The sequence below is a fragment of the Petroclostridium sp. X23 genome, assembly GCF_030013905.1.
In the GTDB taxonomy this organism is placed as follows: Bacteria; Bacillota; Clostridia; order SK-Y3; family SK-Y3; genus X23.
Window position 1 is genome coordinate 4,011,979 of sequence record NZ_CP124862.1, and the last position, 23,855, is coordinate 4,035,833.

General features: G+C 38.0%; 21 protein-coding genes. 17 read left to right on the plus strand and 4 right to left on the minus strand.

Annotated features, from left to right (window positions below):
* Positions 1–128 precede the first annotated feature (128 nt).
* Entirely contained in the window at positions 129–512 is a 384-nt protein-coding gene (locus tag QKW49_RS18860; protein ID WP_282864189.1) for a YbaN family protein, read from the plus strand.
* 138 nt (positions 513–650) lie between these two features.
* Positions 651–1,370, plus strand: a complete 720-nt coding sequence (locus QKW49_RS18865; protein WP_282864190.1) for a VCBS repeat-containing protein — start codon at positions 651–653, stop codon at positions 1,368–1,370.
* Positions 1,371–1,435: 65 nt separating this feature from the next.
* Here the strand turns inward: QKW49_RS18865 and feoB are convergent, their stop codons facing one another.
* A complete protein-coding gene (feoB, locus tag QKW49_RS18870) occupies positions 1,436–3,583 on the minus strand; it encodes a ferrous iron transport protein B (protein ID WP_282864191.1) in 2,148 nt (715 codons plus the stop codon).
* A 257-nt stretch (positions 3,584–3,840) separates the two neighbouring features.
* Between feoB and QKW49_RS18875 the strand changes: the two genes are divergently transcribed.
* From QKW49_RS18875 to abc-f, 7 genes are all read left to right on the plus strand, one after another.
* Entirely contained in the window at positions 3,841–4,524 is a 684-nt protein-coding gene (locus tag QKW49_RS18875) for a response regulator transcription factor (protein ID WP_282864192.1), read from the plus strand.
* A 10-nt stretch (positions 4,525–4,534) separates the two neighbouring features.
* The gene (locus tag QKW49_RS18880; RefSeq protein ID WP_282864193.1) at positions 4,535–5,782 is read left to right on the plus strand and encodes a HAMP domain-containing sensor histidine kinase; all 1,248 of its coding nucleotides are present in this window, start codon (positions 4,535–4,537) and stop codon (positions 5,780–5,782) included.
* Between the two features lie 89 nt (positions 5,783–5,871).
* On the plus strand, positions 5,872–6,555 hold the full coding sequence (locus QKW49_RS18885; protein WP_282864194.1) for an ABC transporter ATP-binding protein: 684 nt from the start codon (positions 5,872–5,874) through the stop codon (positions 6,553–6,555).
* Complete coding sequence (locus tag QKW49_RS18890) at positions 6,552–8,966, plus strand: ABC transporter permease (protein ID WP_282864195.1); 2,415 nt, start codon at positions 6,552–6,554, stop codon at positions 8,964–8,966. Before QKW49_RS18885 ends, QKW49_RS18890 begins: the two co-directional genes overlap by 4 nt.
* Positions 8,967–9,143: 177 nt before the next feature.
* Positions 9,144–10,055 carry an NAD(P)-dependent oxidoreductase gene (locus QKW49_RS18895; RefSeq protein WP_282864196.1) on the plus strand — a complete coding sequence of 304 codons (912 nt, stop codon included), beginning with the start codon at positions 9,144–9,146 and terminating at the stop codon, positions 10,053–10,055.
* A gap of 188 nt (positions 10,056–10,243) precedes the next feature.
* Positions 10,244–10,651, plus strand: coding sequence for a YjdF family protein (locus QKW49_RS18900; protein WP_282864197.1), 408 nt, complete (start codon positions 10,244–10,246; stop codon positions 10,649–10,651).
* Positions 10,652–11,110: 459 nt separating this feature from the next.
* On the plus strand, positions 11,111–12,757 hold the full coding sequence (abc-f, locus tag QKW49_RS18905) for a ribosomal protection-like ABC-F family protein (RefSeq protein ID WP_282864198.1): 1,647 nt from the start codon (positions 11,111–11,113) through the stop codon (positions 12,755–12,757).
* Between the two features lie 108 nt (positions 12,758–12,865).
* Here abc-f and QKW49_RS18910 read toward each other — a convergent pair whose 3' ends face one another.
* On the minus strand, positions 12,866–13,357 hold the full coding sequence (locus QKW49_RS18910; protein ID WP_282864199.1) for an iron dependent repressor, metal binding and dimerization domain protein: 492 nt from the start codon (positions 13,355–13,357) through the stop codon (positions 12,866–12,868).
* Positions 13,358–13,522: 165 nt separating this feature from the next.
* Here QKW49_RS18910 and QKW49_RS18915 point away from each other — a divergent pair, with 165 nt between their 5' ends.
* The 8 genes from QKW49_RS18915 (at position 13,523) to QKW49_RS18950 (ending at position 21,588) form a co-directional block, all read left to right on the plus strand.
* A complete protein-coding gene (locus QKW49_RS18915) occupies positions 13,523–13,762 on the plus strand; it encodes a FeoA family protein (protein ID WP_282864200.1) in 240 nt (79 codons plus the stop codon).
* A gap of 204 nt (positions 13,763–13,966) precedes the next feature.
* Positions 13,967–14,851 carry a radical SAM protein gene (locus QKW49_RS18920; RefSeq protein ID WP_282864201.1) on the plus strand — a complete coding sequence of 295 codons (885 nt, stop codon included), beginning with the start codon at positions 13,967–13,969 and terminating at the stop codon, positions 14,849–14,851.
* Positions 14,852–15,062: 211 nt separating this feature from the next.
* A complete protein-coding gene (locus QKW49_RS18925; protein WP_282864202.1) occupies positions 15,063–15,638 on the plus strand; it encodes a cyclase family protein in 576 nt (191 codons plus the stop codon).
* A gap of 247 nt (positions 15,639–15,885) precedes the next feature.
* Positions 15,886–16,641 carry a nitroreductase family protein gene (locus tag QKW49_RS18930; RefSeq protein WP_282864203.1) on the plus strand — a complete coding sequence of 252 codons (756 nt, stop codon included), beginning with the start codon at positions 15,886–15,888 and terminating at the stop codon, positions 16,639–16,641.
* Positions 16,642–16,928: 287 nt separating this feature from the next.
* The gene (locus QKW49_RS18935) at positions 16,929–18,047 is read left to right on the plus strand and encodes a hypothetical protein (protein ID WP_282864204.1); all 1,119 of its coding nucleotides are present in this window, start codon (positions 16,929–16,931) and stop codon (positions 18,045–18,047) included.
* A 24-nt stretch (positions 18,048–18,071) separates the two neighbouring features.
* Positions 18,072–18,740 (plus strand): ATP-binding cassette domain-containing protein, encoded by a 669-nt coding sequence (locus QKW49_RS18940; RefSeq protein ID WP_282864205.1) that lies wholly within the window; start codon positions 18,072–18,074, stop codon positions 18,738–18,740.
* Between the two features lie 7 nt (positions 18,741–18,747).
* Complete coding sequence (locus QKW49_RS18945; RefSeq protein WP_282864206.1) at positions 18,748–19,635, plus strand: permease-like cell division protein FtsX; 888 nt, start codon at positions 18,748–18,750, stop codon at positions 19,633–19,635.
* A gap of 213 nt (positions 19,636–19,848) precedes the next feature.
* Positions 19,849–21,588, plus strand: coding sequence for an IS1634 family transposase (locus QKW49_RS18950; RefSeq protein WP_282863996.1), 1,740 nt, complete (start codon positions 19,849–19,851; stop codon positions 21,586–21,588).
* Between the two features lie 234 nt (positions 21,589–21,822).
* Here QKW49_RS18950 and QKW49_RS18955 read toward each other — a convergent pair whose 3' ends face one another.
* Both QKW49_RS18955 and QKW49_RS18960 read right to left on the minus strand, forming a co-directional pair.
* Positions 21,823–23,100, minus strand: coding sequence for a HAMP domain-containing sensor histidine kinase (locus QKW49_RS18955; RefSeq protein WP_282864207.1), 1,278 nt, complete (start codon positions 23,098–23,100; stop codon positions 21,823–21,825).
* On the minus strand, positions 23,101–23,778 hold the full coding sequence (locus tag QKW49_RS18960) for a response regulator transcription factor (protein ID WP_282868182.1): 678 nt from the start codon (positions 23,776–23,778) through the stop codon (positions 23,101–23,103).
* Positions 23,779–23,855 lie beyond the last annotated feature (77 nt).

The window sequence follows — 23,855 nt, forward strand, 5'->3', positions numbered from 1 at the left end:
ACATTGAAAAAGAGCACCCTTTATTGTAGAATAAATGCAATAGAGGGTGCTTTTAAAGTGCGATAAGACGAGTTTATTACCGTATGTTTGCGTCGGCATCCTCATGAATGTAATGCATGAGGTGGATGATGAACAGATTTACTAAAACTATATTAATCTTAGTAGGGAGTATTTCGTTAGGTTTAGGGGTTCTGGGAATTTTTCTGCCTTTACTACCTACAACACCGTTTCTCTTATTAGCGGCTGCGTGTTATTCGAAAAGCTCGGATAAATTCTACAACAAACTTATTAATAATAAGATGTTAGGACGGTTTATAAAAAACTACCGGGAAGGTAAGGGCATACCGCTCAGAGGCAAGGTTTTATCCATAACTATGTTATGGCTGGCAATAGGATATTCAGTTATTCTTGCAGGTTTAAACCTGATTATAAGAATTTTGTTGTTGATAATAGCTGTCGGCGTTACAGTTCATATTCTGCGCATCAAAACATCGGAAAAAAAAATTCACTAGATTGAGATATATGTAGGGATTTTTTCATCTTAAGCTGTGCAGGTATAAATTAATTACTAAAGTGGCAAAAATACTGCTTCGTTCATATGATAATATCAATCAATAGTTAAAATAGTTAAACATATGGAGGGAGCTGTAATGTATCATTTTAATATGAATATGGGATATTCTAATATTGTAGCTTATGCAAGAGGTGATGTAACCGGTGACGGAATACCTGATAATGTGTATTTGACAGGTGTTAAGACGCCCGAGAGTCCATTTGTTCAAAATATCACGCTTGTAATACGGGATGGCAGAACAGGCATATCTACAACCATACCCCTTAGGGAAAATGCAGGGTATAATCCTACACTATTTTTAGGTGACTTTACCGGAGATGGTGTGGATGATATTTTAATTGGGATTGCTTCAGGAGGGAGTGGAGGAATGATGTATTATTACATCTATTCGTTCCTTCATAATATGGCACGATTGTTATTTGATTTTAACGTATATAATGAGCAGTATCAATACACTGTGACTTACAAGGATCAATACAAGGTTGAAGTTGTGAGTAAGAGCAATAATCAAAAATATATTATAGACATATCCACTAGAAGCGCCGAGTACTTAAATGAAATATATGATAAGAATGGAAAGTTGAAGGAACCTATTACCGGATTTGTGAATCCTATAAGCGGTTTGTATCCTGTGGATTTTGATTCGAATGGAGTGTATGAGCTGCTGGCATATCAAAAGATAGCAGGAAGATATAACGCTGATTCTTTAGGGTACATACAGAATATCTTAAAATGGAAAAATTCCAGGTTTGCTTTAGATAATCAATATGTTGCAATTTTTGGTGCTCAAGTATAGACTTATTTAAATAAAATTTAAATATAAAAATCCCTTGAATACAGTCAAGGGATTTTTATATTACTCTATACCAGACCAAGCAGTCTTGCACCCTGGGCGACGACAAAGCATATTATAATACCTGTAACGGTTGGTACTAAGAATGATATCCAAGTCCATTTCCAACTCTGTGTTTCTTTACGGATGGTCCAAAGAGTAGTACCGCAAGGCCAATGGTTTAATGAGAATAACATCATACAAACTGCTGTGAGCCAAGTCCAGCTATTATCAACAAACAACCGTCTCATTTCGTCCAAACTATCTAACTCTAGCATAGACCCTTTAGCCATATAACTCATGATCAAAATAGGAATTACAATTTCATTGGCCGGCATACCTAATACAAAGGCCATCATGATATATCCGTCCATTCCCAGAAGCTTAGCGAAAGGATTTAAAAACTGAGCACAATGCGTCAGTAAGCTTACATCTCCGACGGTAATATTAGCCATGAACCAGATGACCAAGCCGGCTGGGGCAGCAACGGCAACCGCACGGCCGAGCACGAATAAGGTACGGTCCAAGATAGAACGAACAATGATTCTTCCTATTTGTGGCTTTCGATAAGGTGGCAATTCCAAAGTAAAGGAAGAGGGCAATCCTTTTAGAATTGTTTTAGATAACAGTTTGGATATAAAGAGCGTAATCATAACACCTAAAACAATTGCTGCTAATATGGATAAGGTAGCCGCAAAAGAACTGAAAGCACCGGCAGCGTTGGCGATAAAGATGGTAGCCAGAGCGATTAAAGTAGGGAATCGTCCGTTGCAGGGTACGAAATTATTAGTGATGGTGGCAATCAGTCGTTCTCTTGGGGAGTCAATGATCCTGCAGGCAACTATGCCGGCAGCATTGCAGCCGAATCCCATACACATGGTTAGTGCCTGTTTTCCGTGGGCACAAGCCTTCTTGAAATAATGGTCCAGGTTAAAGGCTACACGAGGAAGATAACCTAAGTCTTCTAACAACGTAAATAATGGGAAGAAAATTGCCATTGGCGGAAGCATTACCGAGACAACCCACGCTAAAGTACGATACATACCCAATACAAGAATACCATGTACCCACTCGGGTGTACCAAGCCTGTGAAAAAATACTGTTAATTGCTCTTCAATCCAGAAGAAACCACTCGCTAACATGGAGGATGGAACATTTGCGCCTTCGATGGTAAGCCAAAAAATAACGCCTAACAGGGCGACCATCAGTGGAATACCAAAGACTCTTGAAGTTAGCACACGATCAATCTTACGGTCCAGTTCTTGATGGGTTTTATTCTCTAGTGTGACAACCTCTTTACTAATACTTTCAGCAGTACTGACAATATTAGAAACAATACGATCTCTTAGGTCGGCTAATGCGATGTTTTCATCTTTTAAATCAGCATGGGCAGCATTTAGCTTTTTGTTCAACACTTCATCCTTAGACAAATCAAAATCGAGATGGATATTGAGTGATTTTAATAAGTCATCATCTCCATCAATCAGACGAAGGGATGCCCATTTGCCGTTAATTTCATCACCTACCAGGGCATCAATGTACGGCTGCACTTCTTTGATAGATTTTTCAAGCACTTCGTCATAATTAATTTTTTGAGGATTGGTTTTGATTTCTCCACGGGCAACTTTTTCTACCGTATTTTTTAATTCTTCTAATCCTTCACCGCTTCTTGCCGTGGCGCCTACTACAGGTACCCCTAGAAGTTCGGAAAGTTTTTTCAGGTCAATATGAATCCTTTTTCTCTTGGCTTCATCCAAAAGATTGACACATACCACTACTTTATCAGTGATCTCCATGATTTGAAGTACTAAATTAAGATTTCTTTCTAAGCAGGTAGCATCAGCTACAACGACCGTTGCATGAGGATTACCAAAGCAGATAAAATCTCTGGCGGCTTGTTCTTCCGCAGAATTAGCCAGCAAAGAATAAGTGCCGGGTAAATCGACTAAGATATATCTTTTGTTTTTATGTATATATTTTCCCTGTGCGTTAGTAACCGTCTTGCCGGGCCAGTTTCCCGTGTGTTGGTTAAGACCTGTAAGACTGTTAAATACTGTACTTTTCCCTGTATTGGGATTGCCTGCCAGTGCAATGACAATATCATCCGGTGATTCCAATTCTACTTCAAACATCTCTTTTAATGCGCCTGTACCTGTAGACTGGTTTGTTAAACCCATCTATATAACCTCCTTTTTGAAAAATAATTTATTGGCGTATTTCATACATTAGTCGCAAGAAACTTTATTTGCTACAACTAATAATTAAGATATGCACCATGATTTACACTTGTTACAGTTAGATAGAAGAAAAATTAGGGGAGAGAAAAAATTTTACAAGAAGAAGATTCGTTTATTAGACAATACAGGTTTATTAACGTAAGTATAGTTAAAAATTATTGTTATGAAGGGATCAAATACACTTAGCGGAGGAAAATATGAGAAAGATATTATTAGTGGAAGATGATTTAAGCTTGATTGAAGGCTTGAAATTTTCCCTTTCCAAGCATGGATTTGATGTAACTATTGCAAGAACATTAAAGCAAGCCAAAGAATATTTAAATCAAAGTGAATATACTTTAATTATTTTAGATTTAATGCTTCCGGATGGCAGCGGCTTTGACATATGTAAAACAGTCAGGCAAACATCCGATATCCCGATCATTTTCCTGACAGCCTCCGATGAAGAAGTAAATATTGTTATGGGTTTGGATCTGGGAGGAGATGATTATATAACAAAGCCTTTTAAACTAAATGAACTGATATCAAGGATAAACGCTGCATTGAGACGTTCGGATTTGGCAAAGCAGCAAGCCGCGGTATTGAATTCAAACGGCATTACCATAAAACTTTTAGAAGGCCGAGTAATAAAAAACGGAAAAGATATAGACCTTACGTCCGCCGAATACAGATTGCTATGTCTATTTATGCAAAATCCAAGAGTCATACTATCAAAGGAGCAGATCATCCAGAAGTTATGGGATTGCCGTGAAAGCTTTATTGATGATAATACTTTAGCTGTTTACGTCAGCAGGCTGCGTGAAAAAATTGAAGATGATCCAAAGTGCCCTGGATTTTTAGTAACAATTAGAGGAATGGGATATAAATGGAATATTGTATAAGGGGTTTGCTATGAGTTTACTAGTAAATAAAGAAGTTAGAAAAATTTTAGCATTATTGACGTTGGTCTTGTTTGTTGGGATGATACTTGTTCAAATCAGTGTATACATCAATGCTGTTCATTTTAAGAATGAGATGGTGATGCATGATTATCAACTTGCGGGATATTTGAGCCAAAAGTATCCGGCAATGGAATTAGAAATACAAGCGGCATTCACAGCAAATAAACTATCCCACCACCTTAAAAAAGGCAAAGCCCTGCTTGAGCAATCGGGATATAAAAATAACATACAACTATATTTAATCCCACAGGTGAATAAGTTTTATATGATCAATAGAGCAATAAGTCTCACATTTTCCATACTGCTTAGCATTGCCATTTTGATGGTTGTCTATTTATTTCTAAAACACCATTACAGAAGAATAGACCGGTATAATGACGATGTCAATAAGATCATGAATGGAGAGTTCACAACAAAACTTGATGATCATGAAGAAGGAAGTCTGTCAAAATTGGCCTCATCCATCAATATGGTGACAGGGTCCCTATATACACATATTCAAAAAGAAAAACAAAGCAGAGTCTTTTTAAAGGATATTATAGCGAATATATCTCATCAGCTTAAAACACCTTTGTCCGCCCTTGCGATGTATAACGAAATCATGAACAATGAGAATACGGATAATGAAGTGATCGCAAGATTTTTGAGTAAAAGCGAAAATGAGCTGGAACGTATGCAAATCCTGATAGCGAATCTTTTGAAATTGGCGAAATTGGACGCGGGAATGATTGAGCTCAACAAAAGCAGTCATGTTTTAAATGATATTGTAGAACGTGTGGCTGAAAGTTTCGAAATCCGGTTATTAAAAGAGCAAAAAACCTTTGACGTGAAATCAGACGGGAAGATATCATATCTCTGCGATAAGGAATGGATGTTTGAAGCTTTAAGCAATCTGTTTAAAAACGCTTTGGAGCATACTGTTGGAGGGAACCATATAAGGGTTTTGGTTGAAGAAACACCGTTACTGATAAAAATAACTGTTGAAGATAATGGGCAAGGTATTCACTCCGATGATATCAATCACATTTTCAAGAGATTCTACAGAAGTAAATTCTCGCAGGATAAGCAAGGAACCGGTATAGGACTTACTTTAGTAAAAGCAATCATTGAAATGCACGATGGATTTATATCTGTAGAAAGCATAATGGGAAAAGGAACAAAGTTTGCGATTCATCTGCCCAAGCTTACAAAATTGTAAGATTAAATTCATATGAGAGTAAGGTTTGGAGGTTATTCTATATTTGTTCTGAAATGAACGGATAGAATAATATAACTGAGGTGGGAAATATGGAGATATTAAAAACGGAAAGTCTATCAAAAACTTACGGGAAAGGTGAAACGAAAGTGGAAGCGTTAAAGGACGCGTCTTTTTCCGTTTCAAAAGGAGAATTTGTTTCTATTGTCGGCCCGTCGGGTTCAGGGAAAAGTACACTTCTTAATTTGCTTGGAGCACTGGATGTTCCGACATCCGGTAAGGTTTTTGTAGATGGTCGAGATGTTTTTTCCATGAAAGAGGAGGCGTTGGCGGTTTTCCGCAGGCGTAATATAGGATTTGTTTTTCAGGCATACAATCTAGTGCCGGAGCTAAATGTTGAGGAAAATATGATTTTGCCATTACTGCTGGATTATAAAAGACCGGATAAGGATTATATCGATGAATTGCTTCATACATTGGGATTGATGGAAAGAAAACATCATCTGCCCAGTCAACTCTCGGGAGGACAGCAGCAACGGGTGGCGATTGGACGAGCCCTTGCAACCAAACCTGCAATCATTCTGGCCGACGAACCGACAGGAAACCTTGACAGTAAAAATAGTAGAGATATCATCGACCTGATGAAATTATCTGTGGACAGATATGAACAGACACTCATTATGATTACACATAACGAGAATTATGCTTCTTTGGCAGACAGGGTCTTTCATGTAGAAGACGGAATAGTCACGGAACTCGGGGGGGCAGGTAAATGAAAAACTATTTAGCGTTTGTCACTAAATATTTATTCATGCACAAAAAGAAAGCCCGGCTGACCATCATCAGTGTGGCTATATCGGTTGCTCTTATTACCGGTATTTTTTCAATGCTGGATGTTTTCATGCGGTTTGAAAAGCTGCAAGTGATTCATGATTACGGGAATTTTCATCTTGCTGTTAAAGATGCATCGGATAAAGAAAGGACATTTATCAAGAACCGCATTGATGTTAAGAATTCAGGGAGTTGGAAAGCGTTTGAAGATGCAAATATCAACGGGATTCAATGTAAGCTCGGAGCGATAGATGAAGCCTTTGCGCCTAATATGAATGTAAAAGTGATACGAGGGAAGTTTCCAATCGAAGAAAACGAAATAATGATTGAACAATGGGCAACTGAAAGCCTATATTTAAATGTGGATATTGATGATAGTGTTCAAATTTCTTTTCCGGGCAATATTGATAGAGAATTTATAGTAAGCGGAATCTATAACGACTTAGGCAACATGAAGGCAGCAGGTGTGCCGGGTGTGCTATTATCTTCGACCGTTACGAATGAGATTGCGTCTGAAGAAATGAGTTTGTATCTTGTTGAATTTAAGGAAAGAGTAAAAATAAATCAAGCGGTGGCAGATATTAAAAACACACTTGGTATTGCTGGTGACAGGATAGAACTCAATAATCATTTGCTTGCGGTGATCGGGCAAAGTGAGCATAAAGCCGCAGTTGGTTTGTATGTTGTAGGCGGCATTTTATTTTGCATTGTTCTTATCGCGGGTGTAGTGATGATATATAATACCTTTAATATTTCGGTAATGGAGAGGGTTCAGCAGTTCGGGCTTTTAAGATGTATCGGCGCATCACAGGCGCAGATAAAAAAGCTTGTTAAAAGGGAAGGGCTTATCATAACGCTGAGGGCAATTCCTTTAGGAATCCTCGCAGGTATGCTGATGACCTTTGCTTGCTCTGCGCTGCTAAAGTATTTCAATAATACTATTTTTTCAGATATTCCGTTGTTTAGTATAAGTATCACCGGAATATGTGCCGGTATAGTGATTGGCTTTCTGACCGTATTTACGGCATCTTTATTGCCTGCGAAAAAGGCGGCACGGGTTTCTCCTGTAAATGCTGTGACCGGAAGCGGGGAGATAAGAATCCCAAGAAGAAAGAAGCAGGGGCTCCTAACAAAAATCTTACATGCTGAAATTGCGATGGGAATAAGCAATGCTATTATCAAGAGGAAAACACTTTTTTTGATGTCATGCTCCATTGCAATCAGTATTATCATGTTCTTGGGTTTTAATGTATTTATCGATTTTATGCATACTGCTATTAAAACTACCAAACCCTACACGCCGGATATTTCGCTGATATCAGAACAAGGTATAGGAGAGGAACTGTATACTAAGATATCAGAGATGGATGGGGTCAAAAGGGCTTATGGAAGAATGTTCAGCTATGTTGATGCTGCTTTTGATGCGTCAAGGCTGTCTGACACATATAGAGAGAGTAAAAACGGGATTGCGGTAAAAGAAAACGGTTTATTAGTGCCTCCTGAGAAGTCATGGCTCATTTCCTATGATAAGGACCAATTAAATTGGGCAAAAGCAGATTTGATTGCAGGTGAGCTTTCGGAGGAAAAAATGAATGAAAGGAATGGAGTCATTGCGGTTTCCAGGCATCTAAGAAAAAATGTTTCAATAGAGACTGCAAATTTTCAATTAGGGGATAAGGTTTACATTCAGACCCCTGCAGGAGAAAAAGAGTTAACGGTAATGGGGATATTGCGTTCTGTACCTTTAAGCAGCACAGAACTGACATTAACTACATTTATTACAACCGAAGCATTATTCACTGACCTAACCGGTGAGTCTGCATTCAAAGCAGTAGATATCCAGCTTAAGAAAAAAAAGGATGAGCAAGCTGTGAATGCGATAAAGAGTAGGGTGGATGATACGATATCTTTTAGGGATATGCGTCAGAAAAATACCGAGATGGACCAAATCTATTTGACAATGGCTGTATTTGTATACGGTTTTGTGACAGTAATCGCTTTAATAAGCATCTTGAATATGATCAATACCATGAACACCAGCGTTGCATCAAAAATACGATATTTAGGGGTTATGAGGGCAATCGGGATGTCGGGTACTCAATTAGATAGAATGCTTCTGGTTGAAGCTGCAACCTACATGGTGACCGGGTGCATTGCAGGCTGCATCTTTGGGATTATGCTGCAAAGGATATTTATAGTAAAATATCTATCTAGTTTTCATATAATTTGGAGATTTCCAGTGTATCAAATCATTTTAATATTGATGATTACATTGCTGGTAACCCTATTTTCTGTTATCAGGCCGTTAAAACGGATAAAAACGAAGGGGATTTCAGAGATTATAAACTCACTGTGAGTCTATAAATCAGCAAGGAACAATAAGTGCCTTTACATTAGCAGGTCATTGACAAAAAAGAGTACATGCTGTTAAAATAATAGTAGGATATGGTATTTTGTGGCAGGAAAACCAAAGATAAAATGTAAAAATGCAATATACCATTTATAACTTAAGAAAGTAACAAGGAGGTTGGATATGAGGAAAATCGGCTTTATTGGACTGGGAACGATGGGGCTTCCTATAGCTATGAATCTGGTTAACGCAGGCTATCAACTTTATGTGGGATTTCACAACAATAGAAAGCCTGCGGAAGCAGTGGCCGAAAAAGGAGCGGTTATTTGCAGCACATATAGAGAAGTCGGAGAAAATGCGGATATAATCTTTACTGTTGTCCCAAATGATAAAGAGGTAGAAGAAGTAATATTCGGAGAAAATGGGCTCGAAGAAGGACTAAGACCTGGTTGTATTGTGATAGATATGAGCACAATTGACCTTAGCAGAAGTAGAGAATTTGGAACGCGCTTGAAAGAAAAGGGAATATATTTTTTTGACGCTCCTATCAGTGGAGGACCTGCTGGCGCTAGTGCCGGGACTTTAGCCATTATGGTAGGCGGAGATAAGGAAGTATTTGAAGAACTCAGGGAAGTATTAAATGTGATAGGTAAGAATATTGTTTATTGCGGACCTAGCGGGCTCGGCCTTGCTGCGAAGATGGCGAACAATTTGATAGCTGCATCGGAAATGGCAGCAATTGCTGAGGCAGTGTGTCTGGCAGTGAAAGCAGGCATCAATCCCTCAGATTTATACCAAGTTCTTAAAAATGCAACTGCCAATAGTGTGATTCTTAATGCAAAGATGCCTATGTTTATGGAGAATGATTACAATCCTTCTTTTAAGCTGTCACTCATGTATAAGGATTTGAATATTATTACAGATGTAGGTAAAAAGCTTGGCACACCAACGCTTGTAGCGAGCCTTGTTGAACAGATATTCGGAATGTGCAGGGAAGAGCACGGTGAGAAGGACAGTGGCGCTATTGCGCTGTTTTACCAAAAACAAGCCGGAGTATCTTTTGAAGTGGAGAAAGAATTAACAGAGAAGAAATAGGAGAAATGGATTTTCAATATATGAGTACAGGGCTGCACTAAGTGCAAAAATATGTTAAAATAGAACAGCTAAGAGATAAAAACACGATTCGGTTGGTAGTCCGGATGCAGATGATTATCTGTCAGTAACCTGCCCTCCTGGGGTTGTCCATTCTCTGTTTATAGCTCATTAAACAGGAGGAATTAAATATGAATAAGTTAACAGTTTATTTTGACGACCCCTTTTGGATTGGTGTTTTTGAACGGGTGGAAAATGAAGAGTTAATGACCTGTAGGATTGTTTTTGGGCCTGAACCGAAAGACTATGAAGTTTATGAATTTGTACTGAAAAATTATCATCAACTGAAATTTAGCAGACCGGTGGCGATTAAAGAAGCAACTGAGACAAAGGTCAATCCTAAAAGATTGCAGCGTAAAATAAAAAAAGCAGTTGAAAACAGAGGTATTTCCACAAAAGCGCAAGAAGCCATTCGATTGGAGCGGGAAGCAAATAAACTGGAACGGAAAAGTAAATCCAAGAGACAAAAAGAGCTGGAGAAAGAATTACAATTTCAAAAAAAGCAACAAAAAAAGAAAGAGAAGAAAAAAGGTCATTGATTTTCGACACATTAGGTCTATCTAAGATCTTATGTGTCTTTTTCTTATTCCAGTTTTTTTGTTTATTTTCTCTTAATTTATAACTTACAACAGTTAAAAGGATTTTAAGTTGACAGTATGGCAGATAATTTATATAATGGGATTACTATTTAAGAAAGGGTAAGGTATTGGCAGACATGAGAATGTAATTCACTTCAACGATTTACGTTAAATGAAAATTCAGTAAGGCCTTCGAATGAGGCTTTGTTGTGATGCATTTTATTTAAAGTTGTGAGTGGATAGTATTCTTTGCTGTTATTAACTTGCCGGCTCGGCGTCATAGCCTTGATGTGATCAGTGAATCTTCATATGTACTCCTATAGGGGTGCTTATTATTCATGTGAATATTTACTTTAGGTATATCAGGGTGTAAACTGGCTCTGATACTATCCTCTCCAAGTTACAAGGAGGGGTTTTTTTATGCTATTAATAGAGTGCAGCAATATGAAAAAATATTTTGGTGATAGATTGATACTGGATATAGAAGATTTAAAAATTTATTCTGAAGATAGAATTGGGATTATAGGAGTTAACGGGGCAGGTAAGACGACCTTGATCAACATACTGACTCAAAAGCTGGAGGCAGATGAAGGGTGGATTAAATTGCATGGCAGATACGCGTATATATCCCAACTTGAAGCACCTGACAATACAAGTATAAGTAGCGAGATGGCTTCCAAATTCGGAATTCCAAGTGCCTGGCATGAGAATTTGAGTGGAGGAGAGAAGACCAGATTTAAGCTTGCTCAAAGCTTGGATAATAACAGCATAATGCTATTTGCGGATGAGCCTACCAGCAATGTGGATATGGAAGGCATTGAACTCCTGGAACAAAGCTTTGGTGAATACAATGGGGCGCTTATTCTTATATCTCATGATAGAAGTTTCTTAGATAAACTATGCAATAAAATACTCGAAATTGAAAATGGCAGGATAAAAATATATCATGGAAACTATAGCGGTTATCAGGCTAAAAAGATTCAAGAGAAAGAACGGGTTGAGTTTGAGTATCAGCAGTATGTGAAAGAAAAGAAGCGGCTTGAGGAAGTCATTAGTGATACCAAGGAAAAGGTAAGACGGATAAAGAAGGCTCCTAAGAGGATGGGGAATTCTGAGGCAAGACTTCACAAAATGGGAGATCAAAAAGCTAAGGCAACGCTTGATAGGGCAGTGAAGAATATCGCAGCGCGAATAGAGCACCTGGAGGTTAAAGAAAAACCTAAGAAAGCGGAACGTATTCAGCTGGATATTGCGGATTCAAACCGGCTGTACAGTAAAATTGTTTTAGAAGGCCGGAAAATAAGCAAGGTATTTAGTAACAAAACGATATTCAGGGATGCGGATTTTACTATTTATAATGGCACGAAGACAGCGTTGATCGGTCCTAACGGGTGTGGGAAAAGTACCTTGATTAAAATGATCATGAAGCAGGATAATGCTGTAAAAATTGCTCAAGGGGCGAGAATCGGATACTTTAGTCAAGATATGTATATCTTAAAAGAAAATATGACAATCATAGAAAATGTTATGGAGACTAGCGGCAGCGCTGAGAACTTTGCAAGGACATTACTTGCAAGGCTATTATTTAAAAGAGAAGATATTTATAAAAAGGTTAACATGTTAAGTGGAGGAGAGCGGGTGAAGGTTTCACTTGCAAAAATACTCTTACAGGATATAAACTTTTTGATATTGGATGAGCCTACCAATTATATGGATATAACTTCCCTCGAGGCAATAGAGGAAGCTTTGAAAGACTATGACAGAACGTTATTGTTTGTTTCACATGACAGAAGATTTGTGGATTCGGTTGCAGATCATATTATGACAATAGAAGATTATAAGATAAATATGTTTCAGGGAAACTACCAGGAGTATTTATCTAGAAGAAATAAGCCTTTGGATAATCAGAAGCAAGAAATTGAAAAACGGGTTTTTGTATTGCAAAATCGCCTTTCGGAAATAGTAGGAAAACTTTCGCTCCCTTCAAAGAATGATGATATCATAGCACTGGATAAGGAGTATTATGGCGTATTAGAGGAATTAAAGAAGTTAAAGGAAAATCTTTAACAGATACCTATAAGGCAGAGGAGATGTATTTGCATTGCATGATATACATCTTCTGCCGGCTTATCATTTATATCGGTAAGCTTTGGCTATTTGACGGTTATGATACCTTTATAGTTCATTTGTACTTGAATGTTTTAGCTTAAATGATTCAAATTCATCAATCAAATGTGGATGCACATTAAAAAATTCATTGAGCATATCAATGCACCTGAGAGTACTTTTGCTAACATTATGCTCTATTAATTCTGTTTCAACCAGGATATTATCGCTAATTCCTATGTTTTCTAAAAACTTTTCAATAATATGATGCCTTTTTAAAAGAAATGTACCTATATTCTTACCCTGTTCTGTCAGAAGAATAATTCCATACTTTTCATATTTTAAAAGACCGAGTTGAGTTAACTTTTGAACCATCTTCGTTGCAGAAGAAGGCCGCACATTTAATAAATCTGCAAGTGTATTGACGCGCATATATCCTTCTAAAAGGATGTTTCTATAAATCATCTCAAGGTAATCTTCCATGGCCGGTGTTAGAAGCCTATGGTTTTGGTCCAACAGTTGGTAGCCCCGTACCGTGTGAAATTCACGATTTTTGTCCATCTGTGATTACCTCCTTGTATCAGTGAAAATTTTTTAATTATTTCATTTATATGCGTAACACTTTGATTTTATTTTACATATGTTGGTGTAGGGAAAAAAATTTGCTCCCCGCTGATAGTGAATAAATAAAGAATAAACATAATAAATTGCAGGAGGTGTAGATCTATGAATGAAAATTTTATTCCGCTTAATTTTTTACCTTTAGGCAAAAAAGCGAAGGTAAAGGCACTAACTTCCGATGGAACCATTCGAAGACGAATGCTTGATTTAGGGTTGATTTCCAATACAGAGGTAGAAGCCGTGCAAAAAAGTCCGGCAGGTGACCCAATTGCATATCATATTCGAGGCGCTGTTATTGCGCTGCGTTCTGAAGAGGCATCAAAAATCTTGGTTGAAGCGATTTAGATCATTATCTTACATATATATCCATGGGGGTATCATTCTGCCTATGGATATATTTTTTTGAACATGGCGTTACGCTGTCATCTAATTGTAGTATACTATATTTAGAGAATGAATAATAAAAATTAGCGTAAAAAAGGGTTAGTAGTAATTTATTGTTAGATGCCATGGAGTTTATGACATTTTTTGATGGAGAGAGTTTATAGTATGGAGTATATACAAGCAAAAACAATAGTGACAAAAACGAAAAGTACGCAGTGGTTTGGTACGGACTACAATATGAACATTTATAAGGGATGCAGCCATGGCTGTATTTATTGCGACAGCCGCAGTGAATGCTATCGTGTGGAAAATTTTGACAGGGTAAGGGCAAAAAAAGACGCATTACGAATCATCAGAGATGAGTTGAGGCGGAAGGTGAAGACCGGTGTGATTGGTACCGGTGCGATGAGCGATCCATATAACCCTTTCGAGAAAGAATTATTACTTACACGACATGCATTGGAGCTTATTAATGCTTTTACATTTGGAGTTGCTATTGCCACAAAAAGCGACTTGATTACCAGAGATATTGATATTTTATCAGATATTAAACAGCATTCCCCGGTTATTGTGAAAATGACTGTAACTACATATGATGACGATCTTTGCAGAAAAATAGAGCCCAATGTAGCGGAATCGGGGAAGCGGTTTTCTGCAATAAAAGACTTATCTGATCACGGGATTTTTACAGGGATATTGCTTATGCCGGTGCTGCCTTTTTTGGAAGATAATGAGGAGAACATTTTAAATATTGTTCGTCTTGCAAGGAAGAACGGAGCAAGATTTATTTATCCTGCCTTTGGAGTAACACTTAGGCAAAATCAGAGGCACCATTACTATAAAAAGTTGGACGAGCTTTTTCCCGGACTGAAAGATAAATATATTAAAAAATACGGTTATGCATATAGCTGTACATCACCAAAAGTAAAGGCTTTATGGACGGTGTTTAAGGCGGAATGTGAAAAACTCGGTGTACTTTACAAAATGCAGGATATCATAAGAGCGTATACCATGGGATATGGGGATAGACAGCTTTCGTTTTTTAAGTAATAAAGAACCTTTATAGGAAATATCATTATGCTATAAGTTGAGTCAAATAATTGAATATTGCAAGTCAACGGAACGCCACGGGGGACGTTCCCTACGAATTGTAAATCAGGTATGAATGGAATTTGGTGTTCTATGTAGGGAACAGCCCCTGTGCCGTTCCGACTCACAAGGTTTTATAAATACTGCTGTTTTAAAGGAGGGAAATGCTGGTATGAAGATGATAGATATAAGCAAGGGAGTGTTGACGTCGCCTGTCTATCCGGGGGATCCGGAGCCCGAGCTTCAGAAAATCTATAATCGTGCAAAGAATGATCAAATGAATTTGTCTGTCTTAAAAGCCTGTGTACATACCGGTACCCATGCAGATAGTCCAAGTCATTATTTGGATAGCAGTATGACTGTTGACAAGCTGCCTCTTGAACTTTTTATCGGAAGATGTAAGGTTGTACCTTGCAGTGGTATTGCAGACAATAAGTTTGTATCTTCACTTCAAATGGATGGATGCAAAATATTGCTCGTAAAGGGTAATATAAGCTTTGGTGAGGATGTCTATACAGCGATAGTAGAAAAAGGGATTACAACGATCGGAACAGAAGCCGATACAATAGGTGATGATGATGTGCACAAAGCAATACTGGGCAGAAATATTGCGGTGCTGGAAAACTTAGACTTATCTCAAGCTGCAGAAGGAGAGTACTTCCTGGTTGCTCCACCGGTGAAGATTGAAGAAAGTGACGGAGCCTTTGTACGGGCTGTGCTGATTGAAGGGTTTCAATCTGTATATTGATTTTCGGATTTGATATACTAGGAAGTATAGATATAAGTACGGTTCGAGACTACTGAAAAAGTGCTTCATTGGTCAGGGCAAAACTTAGGGACAGGGCCGCAGTCCGGCCAAAAACCAGGCCTGACAGCAGACCAATCCCTAAGTTTTGCCCTTCTGCGTGCTAAAACCGACTTTTTCAGTGATCTCGTACTGTTCTCTTGTAATACTGTATAAGAGAGTAAATCTAAAAAAGTAAGGAGTTGGTATAGTGAAGCAAACGAATTTATATGAAGCAATCTTTAAAAGAAAGTCTGTGAGAAAATATGATTTAAATCCACTTGATGAGAATACGCTTGCGGAGATTTCTGCGTACACGAATGTTTTAAAACCTATTGATAGTAAGATCAAAACAGAGATGATGATTGTATCACAAGAGCAAATCAAGAATTTATTGCCGATAAAATCACCGCATTATATTGTGGTATCATCGGAGAATAAAGAAGGGTATCTCACAAATGTAGGTTTTATGCTTCAGCAAATGGACCTGTTTCTTTCAATCAATGGTATCGGAAGCTGCTGGGTAGGCATGGCAAAACCGATAAAGGCAGTGAAAGAAGGATTGACGCTGGAATTTGTCATCGCGATGGCTTTCGGAAAAGCTGAGGAACCATTACACAGAAACAGTACTCAGGAATTCAAAAGAAAAACACTTTCTGAAATCAGTAGTGGCAGCGGCATGGAGGAGCAGTTGGAAGCGGTTAGATTAGCACCGTCTGCAACCAATGGCCAACCATGGTATTTTGTAGTGAATAAGGATACCATTGACGCATTTTGTATTAAGCCAAACTTTATTAGAGCGCTTATGTATGAAAGGATGAACAAGATTGATATGGGTATTGCGTTTTGTCATTTCTGGTTAGCATCCAAGCAATTGGGAAAGGATATTGAATTCATACATCATAGTACTGCGCAAGATAATCCTCCAAAGGGGTATGATTATACTGCTACCATAAAGGTTAAATAAAATATTTAATCATTTTTAATACATCTCCAAAGAATCTGTGGATAGAATGTAGGGGCGGCCATTGGCCGTCCGCTCTGGGAAATTGCAGTATCCGTGCAAGTCCAATGAGATCCAGCAGCATTCAGAATAGAGCTCATATGAATGTTGTTTCATCTCTATAGAATATCATTTTTAATGCTTCCTCTAATTACAAAAAGATTTTAATTTATAAAAGATTCTGTTAAAATTAGATTGTTATCATATCAATGGATTTTTCCTGTTTAAGGGTGTTAGGAAGGAGGAACCGCATGTTCAAACCCGGAAAAGGTAATTTATTTATAGTTTTCATTTTAACCGCAGTTTTTGCTTGTATGATCCTTTATCCAACCATGATTATAGGGCAAGCAGATTCATTTTCGGAGATGGAAAAAAAGTTGGAAGGGATTTCTCAAGAGAAGAAAGAAATCATTAAATACTTATTCGACTTGGAACAAGAAATAGAGAGGATGGAAGCAGCCCAACAAGAGATCTCCCGGGAAATTGAGGGGATGGCGAAAGAAATCAAAAGTGTGGAAGCATCCATCGCAGATGAAGAAGCGGCATATCAAGAACAGAGGGATATCTTGAAGCAGGTTCTTAAGAGCTACCAAAAAAGGGGACCAGGTTCTTACCTTGAAATCATTTTAGATTCGGATAACCTAACTGTATTTCTTAGAAGGCTAGGCGCTTTACGGGATCTAACCCGCAATACCGGAGAGCTTTTGGAATCCCTGGACGCAAGTAGAGACAGGCTTGCACAAGAAAAAGCAACGCTCGCGGAAAGGCTTATATTGCTGCAAGAAAAACAACAACAGTTAGATGAGTCTTTATCAAAAAAAGTACAGCTAAAAGAAGATAAGGAAACGTATCTGGCATCTTTAGAAGAGGAACGAGAGTATTATCAGCAGCAAGTAAACAATATTCAATACATATGGGATCAATTTAAACCATTATTTTCAGACATCACAAGAGAAGTTTCGCGTATTATTGAAGAGGGCAATCTACCGCCGGATGCATTAAAAATATCGCTGACTGCCAATGGTATTAAAGGGTCTATCGAGGAAAAAACCTTTAATAATATTATTGCGGCGAATGCTGAGCTTCCGCAAATGGTATTCAGTTTTTATCCGGGAGAAATTGAGATGAAGCTGCCCCAAAAGCACCTTATTTTAAAAGGCTCATTTGTTATTTTACAAGGAAATATTATAGAATTTCAAGTAAAAGAAGGCAGTTTTTATGGTGTAGCATTGGACGATGATACGTTAGAGGAGTTGTTCAAGGAAGGCCAACTTGTGTTAAATCTTAAGCCGCTAGTAGGTACAAATATATTAAACTCGGTAGAAGCTTTAGAAAACCGCTTGGAGTTTGGTATTAAACCCGTTTTCTAGTACAAGAAAGAGAGGAGACGAAAGATGATTGAGGGAAAAAAAGTCTGCTTAACGTACCCGGATGGTACAATGGCTTTAAAAAATGTCGATTTGCAAATTCAATCCGGCGATATAGTATACATAACAGGACCCAGCGGATCGGGTAAAACCAGTCTCTTAAAGCTTATGATGGGGATGGAGTATCCTACAACAGGTTTTTTAAAAGTAATGGGACAAGCCATCACTAAAGACCAGGCAGCCAGCATTAGAAGACTGCGGCGGGTCATCGGACCTGTTTTCCAGGAATTTAAGTTGATAAAAGGGAGAACGGTTATAGAGAATGTAATGCTGGGGATGCGCTTTCTAGGAATTCCTCCCCGTCAGCTAAAAGAAAATGCCAATCATGCACTGATAAAGGTGGGATTGGAACATAAGGCACTTTCACCGGTAGAAAACCTGTCATGGGGAGAGTCTCAAAGAGTAGCCATAGCGCGTGCGGTAGCGAGAAAGCCGGCCTTGATATTAGCGGATGAGCCAACCGGTAATTTGGATGTAAATAATGCGGTAAACATATTAGAACTTTTGACCTCCTTTAATGATAAAAAAACAACGGTTGTTATTACCACCCATGCAACCCATTTAATTAACGATAAAAAAGTTGGTATGTTTATTGAGGTGGACAGGGGAAATATTCAATGGGAAAAGAGGGGATGAAATCACAATGAAGGATTCTTTTTATAACATAGGATACTTTACAAATGAGGCGAAAACCATTATCAGGATGAATCTATTATCAAATATTTTTTCCCTTCTAAGTACAGGTTTTATTTTCTTTATGCTTGCTATGATCATGTCGGGATGGTGGATAAGCAGTAGGGTGATTGAAGTGATACAGGGGCAGACGCAAATTAGTGTCTACTTTGATGAAAATATGGATAATACTGATGTTGCGCAGCTAACCGGAAAGATAAAGAATGTAGAAGGTATACAGGAAGTGCAAAGGGTTGATGCAAATGAAGCCTACGCCAGAATGGCAGAAATTCTGGGGGAGGAAGCGCGTGTTTTGGAATTCTTTAACGATAATCCATTCAGTCCTTTTATCGAGCTAAAGGTTCATTTACAGGATATCGATGCAGTTATAGATGATTTGGAATCTATATCGGGGATTACGTATATTAGGGACAATAGAGAAGTACTAAACCGTTTGCAAGATATTTCGGATACACTGAGATTTTTAGGCGCTTTTTTCGCAGCTGCCGTAGGTATCTCGACAATAGTCATCATATCCCATATTATCAGGTTAGGAGTGCATAATAACAAGGAGCAAATAAATACCTTGGTATTATTGGGCGCACCGGATACGTTTATCGCATGCCCTTTTCTGATAGTAGGATTATTATTAACTTTAGGGGGAGGCCTGATGGCGGCGGCTCTAGCGACATTCGTGTTAAGGTATGTTTATATGCAAATATCCGGCCCCCTTCCCTTCATACCTATGCCGCCTCTTGCACAGCTGCTGTCAGGTATGGTTGTACTCGTTACATCTCTAAGCGCAATTTTGGGAGTGATCGGCAGTTTATTCGGACTTTCAGCGGCAAAAAGCAGTTAAGATCAGTCCTGTAGAAAGATGTGGAAAAGTGCTGAATTCGACTTTTTCACATCCTCCTGGAGGGGCGGACGACCCTGGCCGCCCGATACATTATGGGAGTTAGAACTCACATTCAGCATGAATAAATTACCATGCATTATTTATGTAAACTTGAATGGAATTTAGAACTTTTGGCGAATCTCTTTTATATACAAAATTATAGGAGTGATTCGTATGGCAAAAGCTTCAAAGAAGTCACATAAACACAAAAGAAATAAAAAGCGTAAAATTACTATACTGCATCCGGCAAAAGTAGAGCAACCTTTGATCCTTCCTTTTGCTTTACTGCTTGCAAACAAGTTTTTAAAACTCATTGGTTTTGTTGAATTCATAGATGGTAGTGTTGAATGGGATGAAAGTCATTGGAAAGTGTCTCCCGGTAATTTAGCTAAGGCCGTGATATTGGCAACATTTATGCAGGTACGAGCCCCACTTTACAGGATCAAGCGGGCATTTGCCGGTTATGATACTGAAGCATTGTTTGGCAAAGGGGTTATGCCAGAACACTTAAATGACTATTCCATCGCACGTGCATTAGACCGAATCAGTGAAGCTAAACCTGAAGGATTGTTTTCATCTATCTGTTTGTCTATGTACAGCGTGTTTCATATTGCTTTCAATCGGCTGCATTCTGATACAACAACATTGTCCTTTTATGGGCAATATATGTGCGACGATGCGCCGGAGGGTGCTTTGAACATCACCAAAGGATATAACAAGGATCACCTTCCGCATTGCAAACAGGCCGTAGTAGGTAAGATTGTCAATGAACATGGTATTGCCGTAGCCAGTTCAACTATGGATGGAAATACTTCCGATATTGAATGGAATCAAAAAGCCTTAGCCCTTACAAAGCAAATATTCGGAGATTGTTTGAATGAAGTAACTTATATTGCTGACTCTAAGCTTATTAATCTGCCAACGTTCAAGCAGCTTACCGATCCAGACAACAGGATACGGTTCATATCGCGGTGTCCTGCAAATTTTTACGGCAAGGTTGCCGGAAGACTGATCGAGAAAGCTTATAAATTTGATCAATGGACTGATATCGGTCAGATAGGTTCTGGCAAGAACGCATGTACCTATGAAATGCAGGAGTTTATGGAGGCTGTTGAAAATTGTGATACCCGGTTTATTGTTGTCCGCAGTAGTGCGGGAAAAGATCGTTTTGAGCATAAGCTGGAGAAGCAACGTATGGAGCTTAAAAAAGATATCCTGACATTATCGGGCAAAGTATTTGTTTGTGAAGCGGATGCCCGTGAAGAGTGGGCTCGCTTTGAAAAAGCTCACAAGAAGAGTCTTTTTCTATTTGACGTCTGTTTCAAGGAAGAAAAAACAGAAAAAAGACCACGTGGTAATCCGGGAAAAAATCCTAAACCTCCAGTTATCGTAATATCTTGGCGTGTAACTGTACACATACAAGCAGAAAATGCTACAGCTGTGGAGAAACTAAAACACGAAGAAGAATGCTTCGTGCTGATCACAAGTATTCATGAGACAGAATTTGATGGCAAGGAGATCCTCCGTCAGTACAAAGAACAAACTGTTGTTGAGGCGCAGTTTAGACTGTTGAAAGAACCTGCACTTGCAGCTTCAATCTTTTTAAAAACGCCAGAGCGAATTAATGCCTTGGTCATGCTCATGAACATCTCACTTCTGATTCGTGCAATTGTTCAGTACAAGATTCGTAAAAGTATCAATGAATCAGAAGAGGAGCTTCCACGTATTGGCTGGAATAACAAGAAGCTTGAAAACCCTACCATCAAATATGTGCTTGAAGCTTTAGAAAAAGCATACTTTGTGAAAGAACAAGAAGATACCTACAGTTATGGGTTTTATAGCGAACACCAACAATTAACTGTAACAACAGTGCTGGAACTGCTAGATATAGACATTGAAGAATTCTTAGAATGACAGTTAACACGACATCCATAGTAATCTCGAAAATGTATTATTAATAAAAGGGATATATTGGGTTGCCGGAGTTAGTGGTATACCTTGGTTCAGTGCGCTTTTTTTACGTAAGCTATGGTAAATCCACTAATTCTGACCGTAATCATGCTCATTAGCAAGTTGATATATCGCTACGCAACATAAAAGGGTAGTGGTAATTTATTCATGCTGAATGTAAGTTAGAAAATTATCATTCTACTTTTGGCTATCTATAGGAAGTTCGACACTAAAGGTTGTGCTCTGGTTTAAAACACTTTTAGCAGTGATTTTTCCTCCATGCTGCTCAACAATTGTTTTAGCTATAGCCAAGCCAAGACCATAGCGGCCGCTTTTCCTTGCCCGAGACTTATCAGTACGATAAAATCTGTCAAATATTCTATCAATATGCTCTTCTGAAATTCCCTCACCGGTATTTGTTACAGATAATACAATAGCATTGAAGTGTTTCTTCAAAGAAATATTTATCAATCCTTTATGATTAGTATATTTTATAGCATTATCCAAAAGAATCATTACTACCTGTTTAATCTGTTCGCTGTTGCCATGTGTCATCAAATTAGGCTGGATTTCATAATCGAGCGAGATATTGCTTTCAAAAATGATTGCTTCCATGGTTAGGATAACATTTTCAACGATCTCACTAAGATTAAAATCAGCAAAAATCATTTTAATATCTGAGTAATCTAGTTGCGTCAGGTACAAAAGGTCATTTGTAAGTTTAGTCATTCTTTCAGCTTCAGACTTAATATAATGGAGCCATTTGGACTGGCTGTTAATATTTTCTTCACCATTGGATAAAAGTACATCCACATTAGTATTGATTACAGAAAGTGGTGTTTTTAGTTCATGTGAGGCATCGGCAACAAATTGTTTTTGTCTGTCAAAAGCTTCTTTAATGGGCTGTATAGACCTGTTTGCAAAGAAACGGCTGATAAAGAAAATAATAATCAGCATAACCGCTGCGACAACTAAAAAAGTGTAGATCAGATTTGTAAGAATACTTTGCTGTGAAGTGATGTCTAAAAATACTATCCTGTAACCATCAAAGTGAGGGGTAATCATAAAGGCCCAATCATTGCCGTCCAGTTTTAGATTGCCGGAATTCATTCCTTTGGAAAGCATAGCTTTTTTAGCTGTTTGATAAAATTCATCATTCATATCAAATATAGATGAAATCGTTGTGATATTCCATTGACTATCGGTTATTAAAGTAAAAGCAACCGAACGTTCCCGTGGAGGTTGAAGATCATCAAAGTCAGACGGTGGCCCATTCTTGTCGAAGTCATCACGCGGCTCTTTTAAAGATTTATTGCTTTTATGGTAAAAATCCGATATCTTATGGAGTTCCATATCAATATCCTTACGTACGTCATTATAGGTTATCAAATATATAGAAGAAAATGCCATGATCATCATAACTGAAATAATGACTAAATTAAGGATCAGAAACTTGTTTCTAAGTTTTATAAACATTTAATCTTTTACCTCCAGTACATATCCTACCCCGCGTACAGTGTTTATTGTTACATTTGAATTTAAAAATACAAGCTTTTTTCTTAAAAAAGAAATATAGACTTCAACATGGTTATGCTCAACTTCAGAATCGAACCCCCAAAGCTTTTCAATAATTAATTCTTTGGATGCGACGGCATTTTTTCTGAGAATAAGAAACTCCAGCAGCTCACTTTCTTTTAATGTAAGCTTTACTTCTTTACTGCCTTGTGAGAGCTTGAGGTTTGCAGTATTTAATTGAACATCGCCATACTTTAAAGTATTATCAGTTACGATTTCCCCTTTGCGTCTTGAAATAGCTCTTATCCTTGCCAATAACTCTTCAGATGCAAAAGGTTTTGCCAAATAATCATCGGCGCCACTGTCAAGTCCTGTTACTTTATCTGAAATTTCCCCTTTTGCGGTAAGAAGAATGACCGGCGTTGTAATTTCGTTTTTCCTTATATTTTGAAGGACGCTGATCCCATCCATTTTAGGAAGCATAATGTCTAATAGTATCAAATCGTATATATTGCTTAAAGCATTATCCACTCCCGATTCCCCATCATGAACCGTATCAACGGAATAGTTATTCTTTTTTAATATTTGTGTTAAAGCTTCTGCTAAATGAATTTCATCTTCTACGATTAATATACGCATCATAGGCCCTCCGTTCTTAGTTTTATTGATTGTATTATATCATAGCAAACCTTTAATTAACCTTAAATGTGAATAAT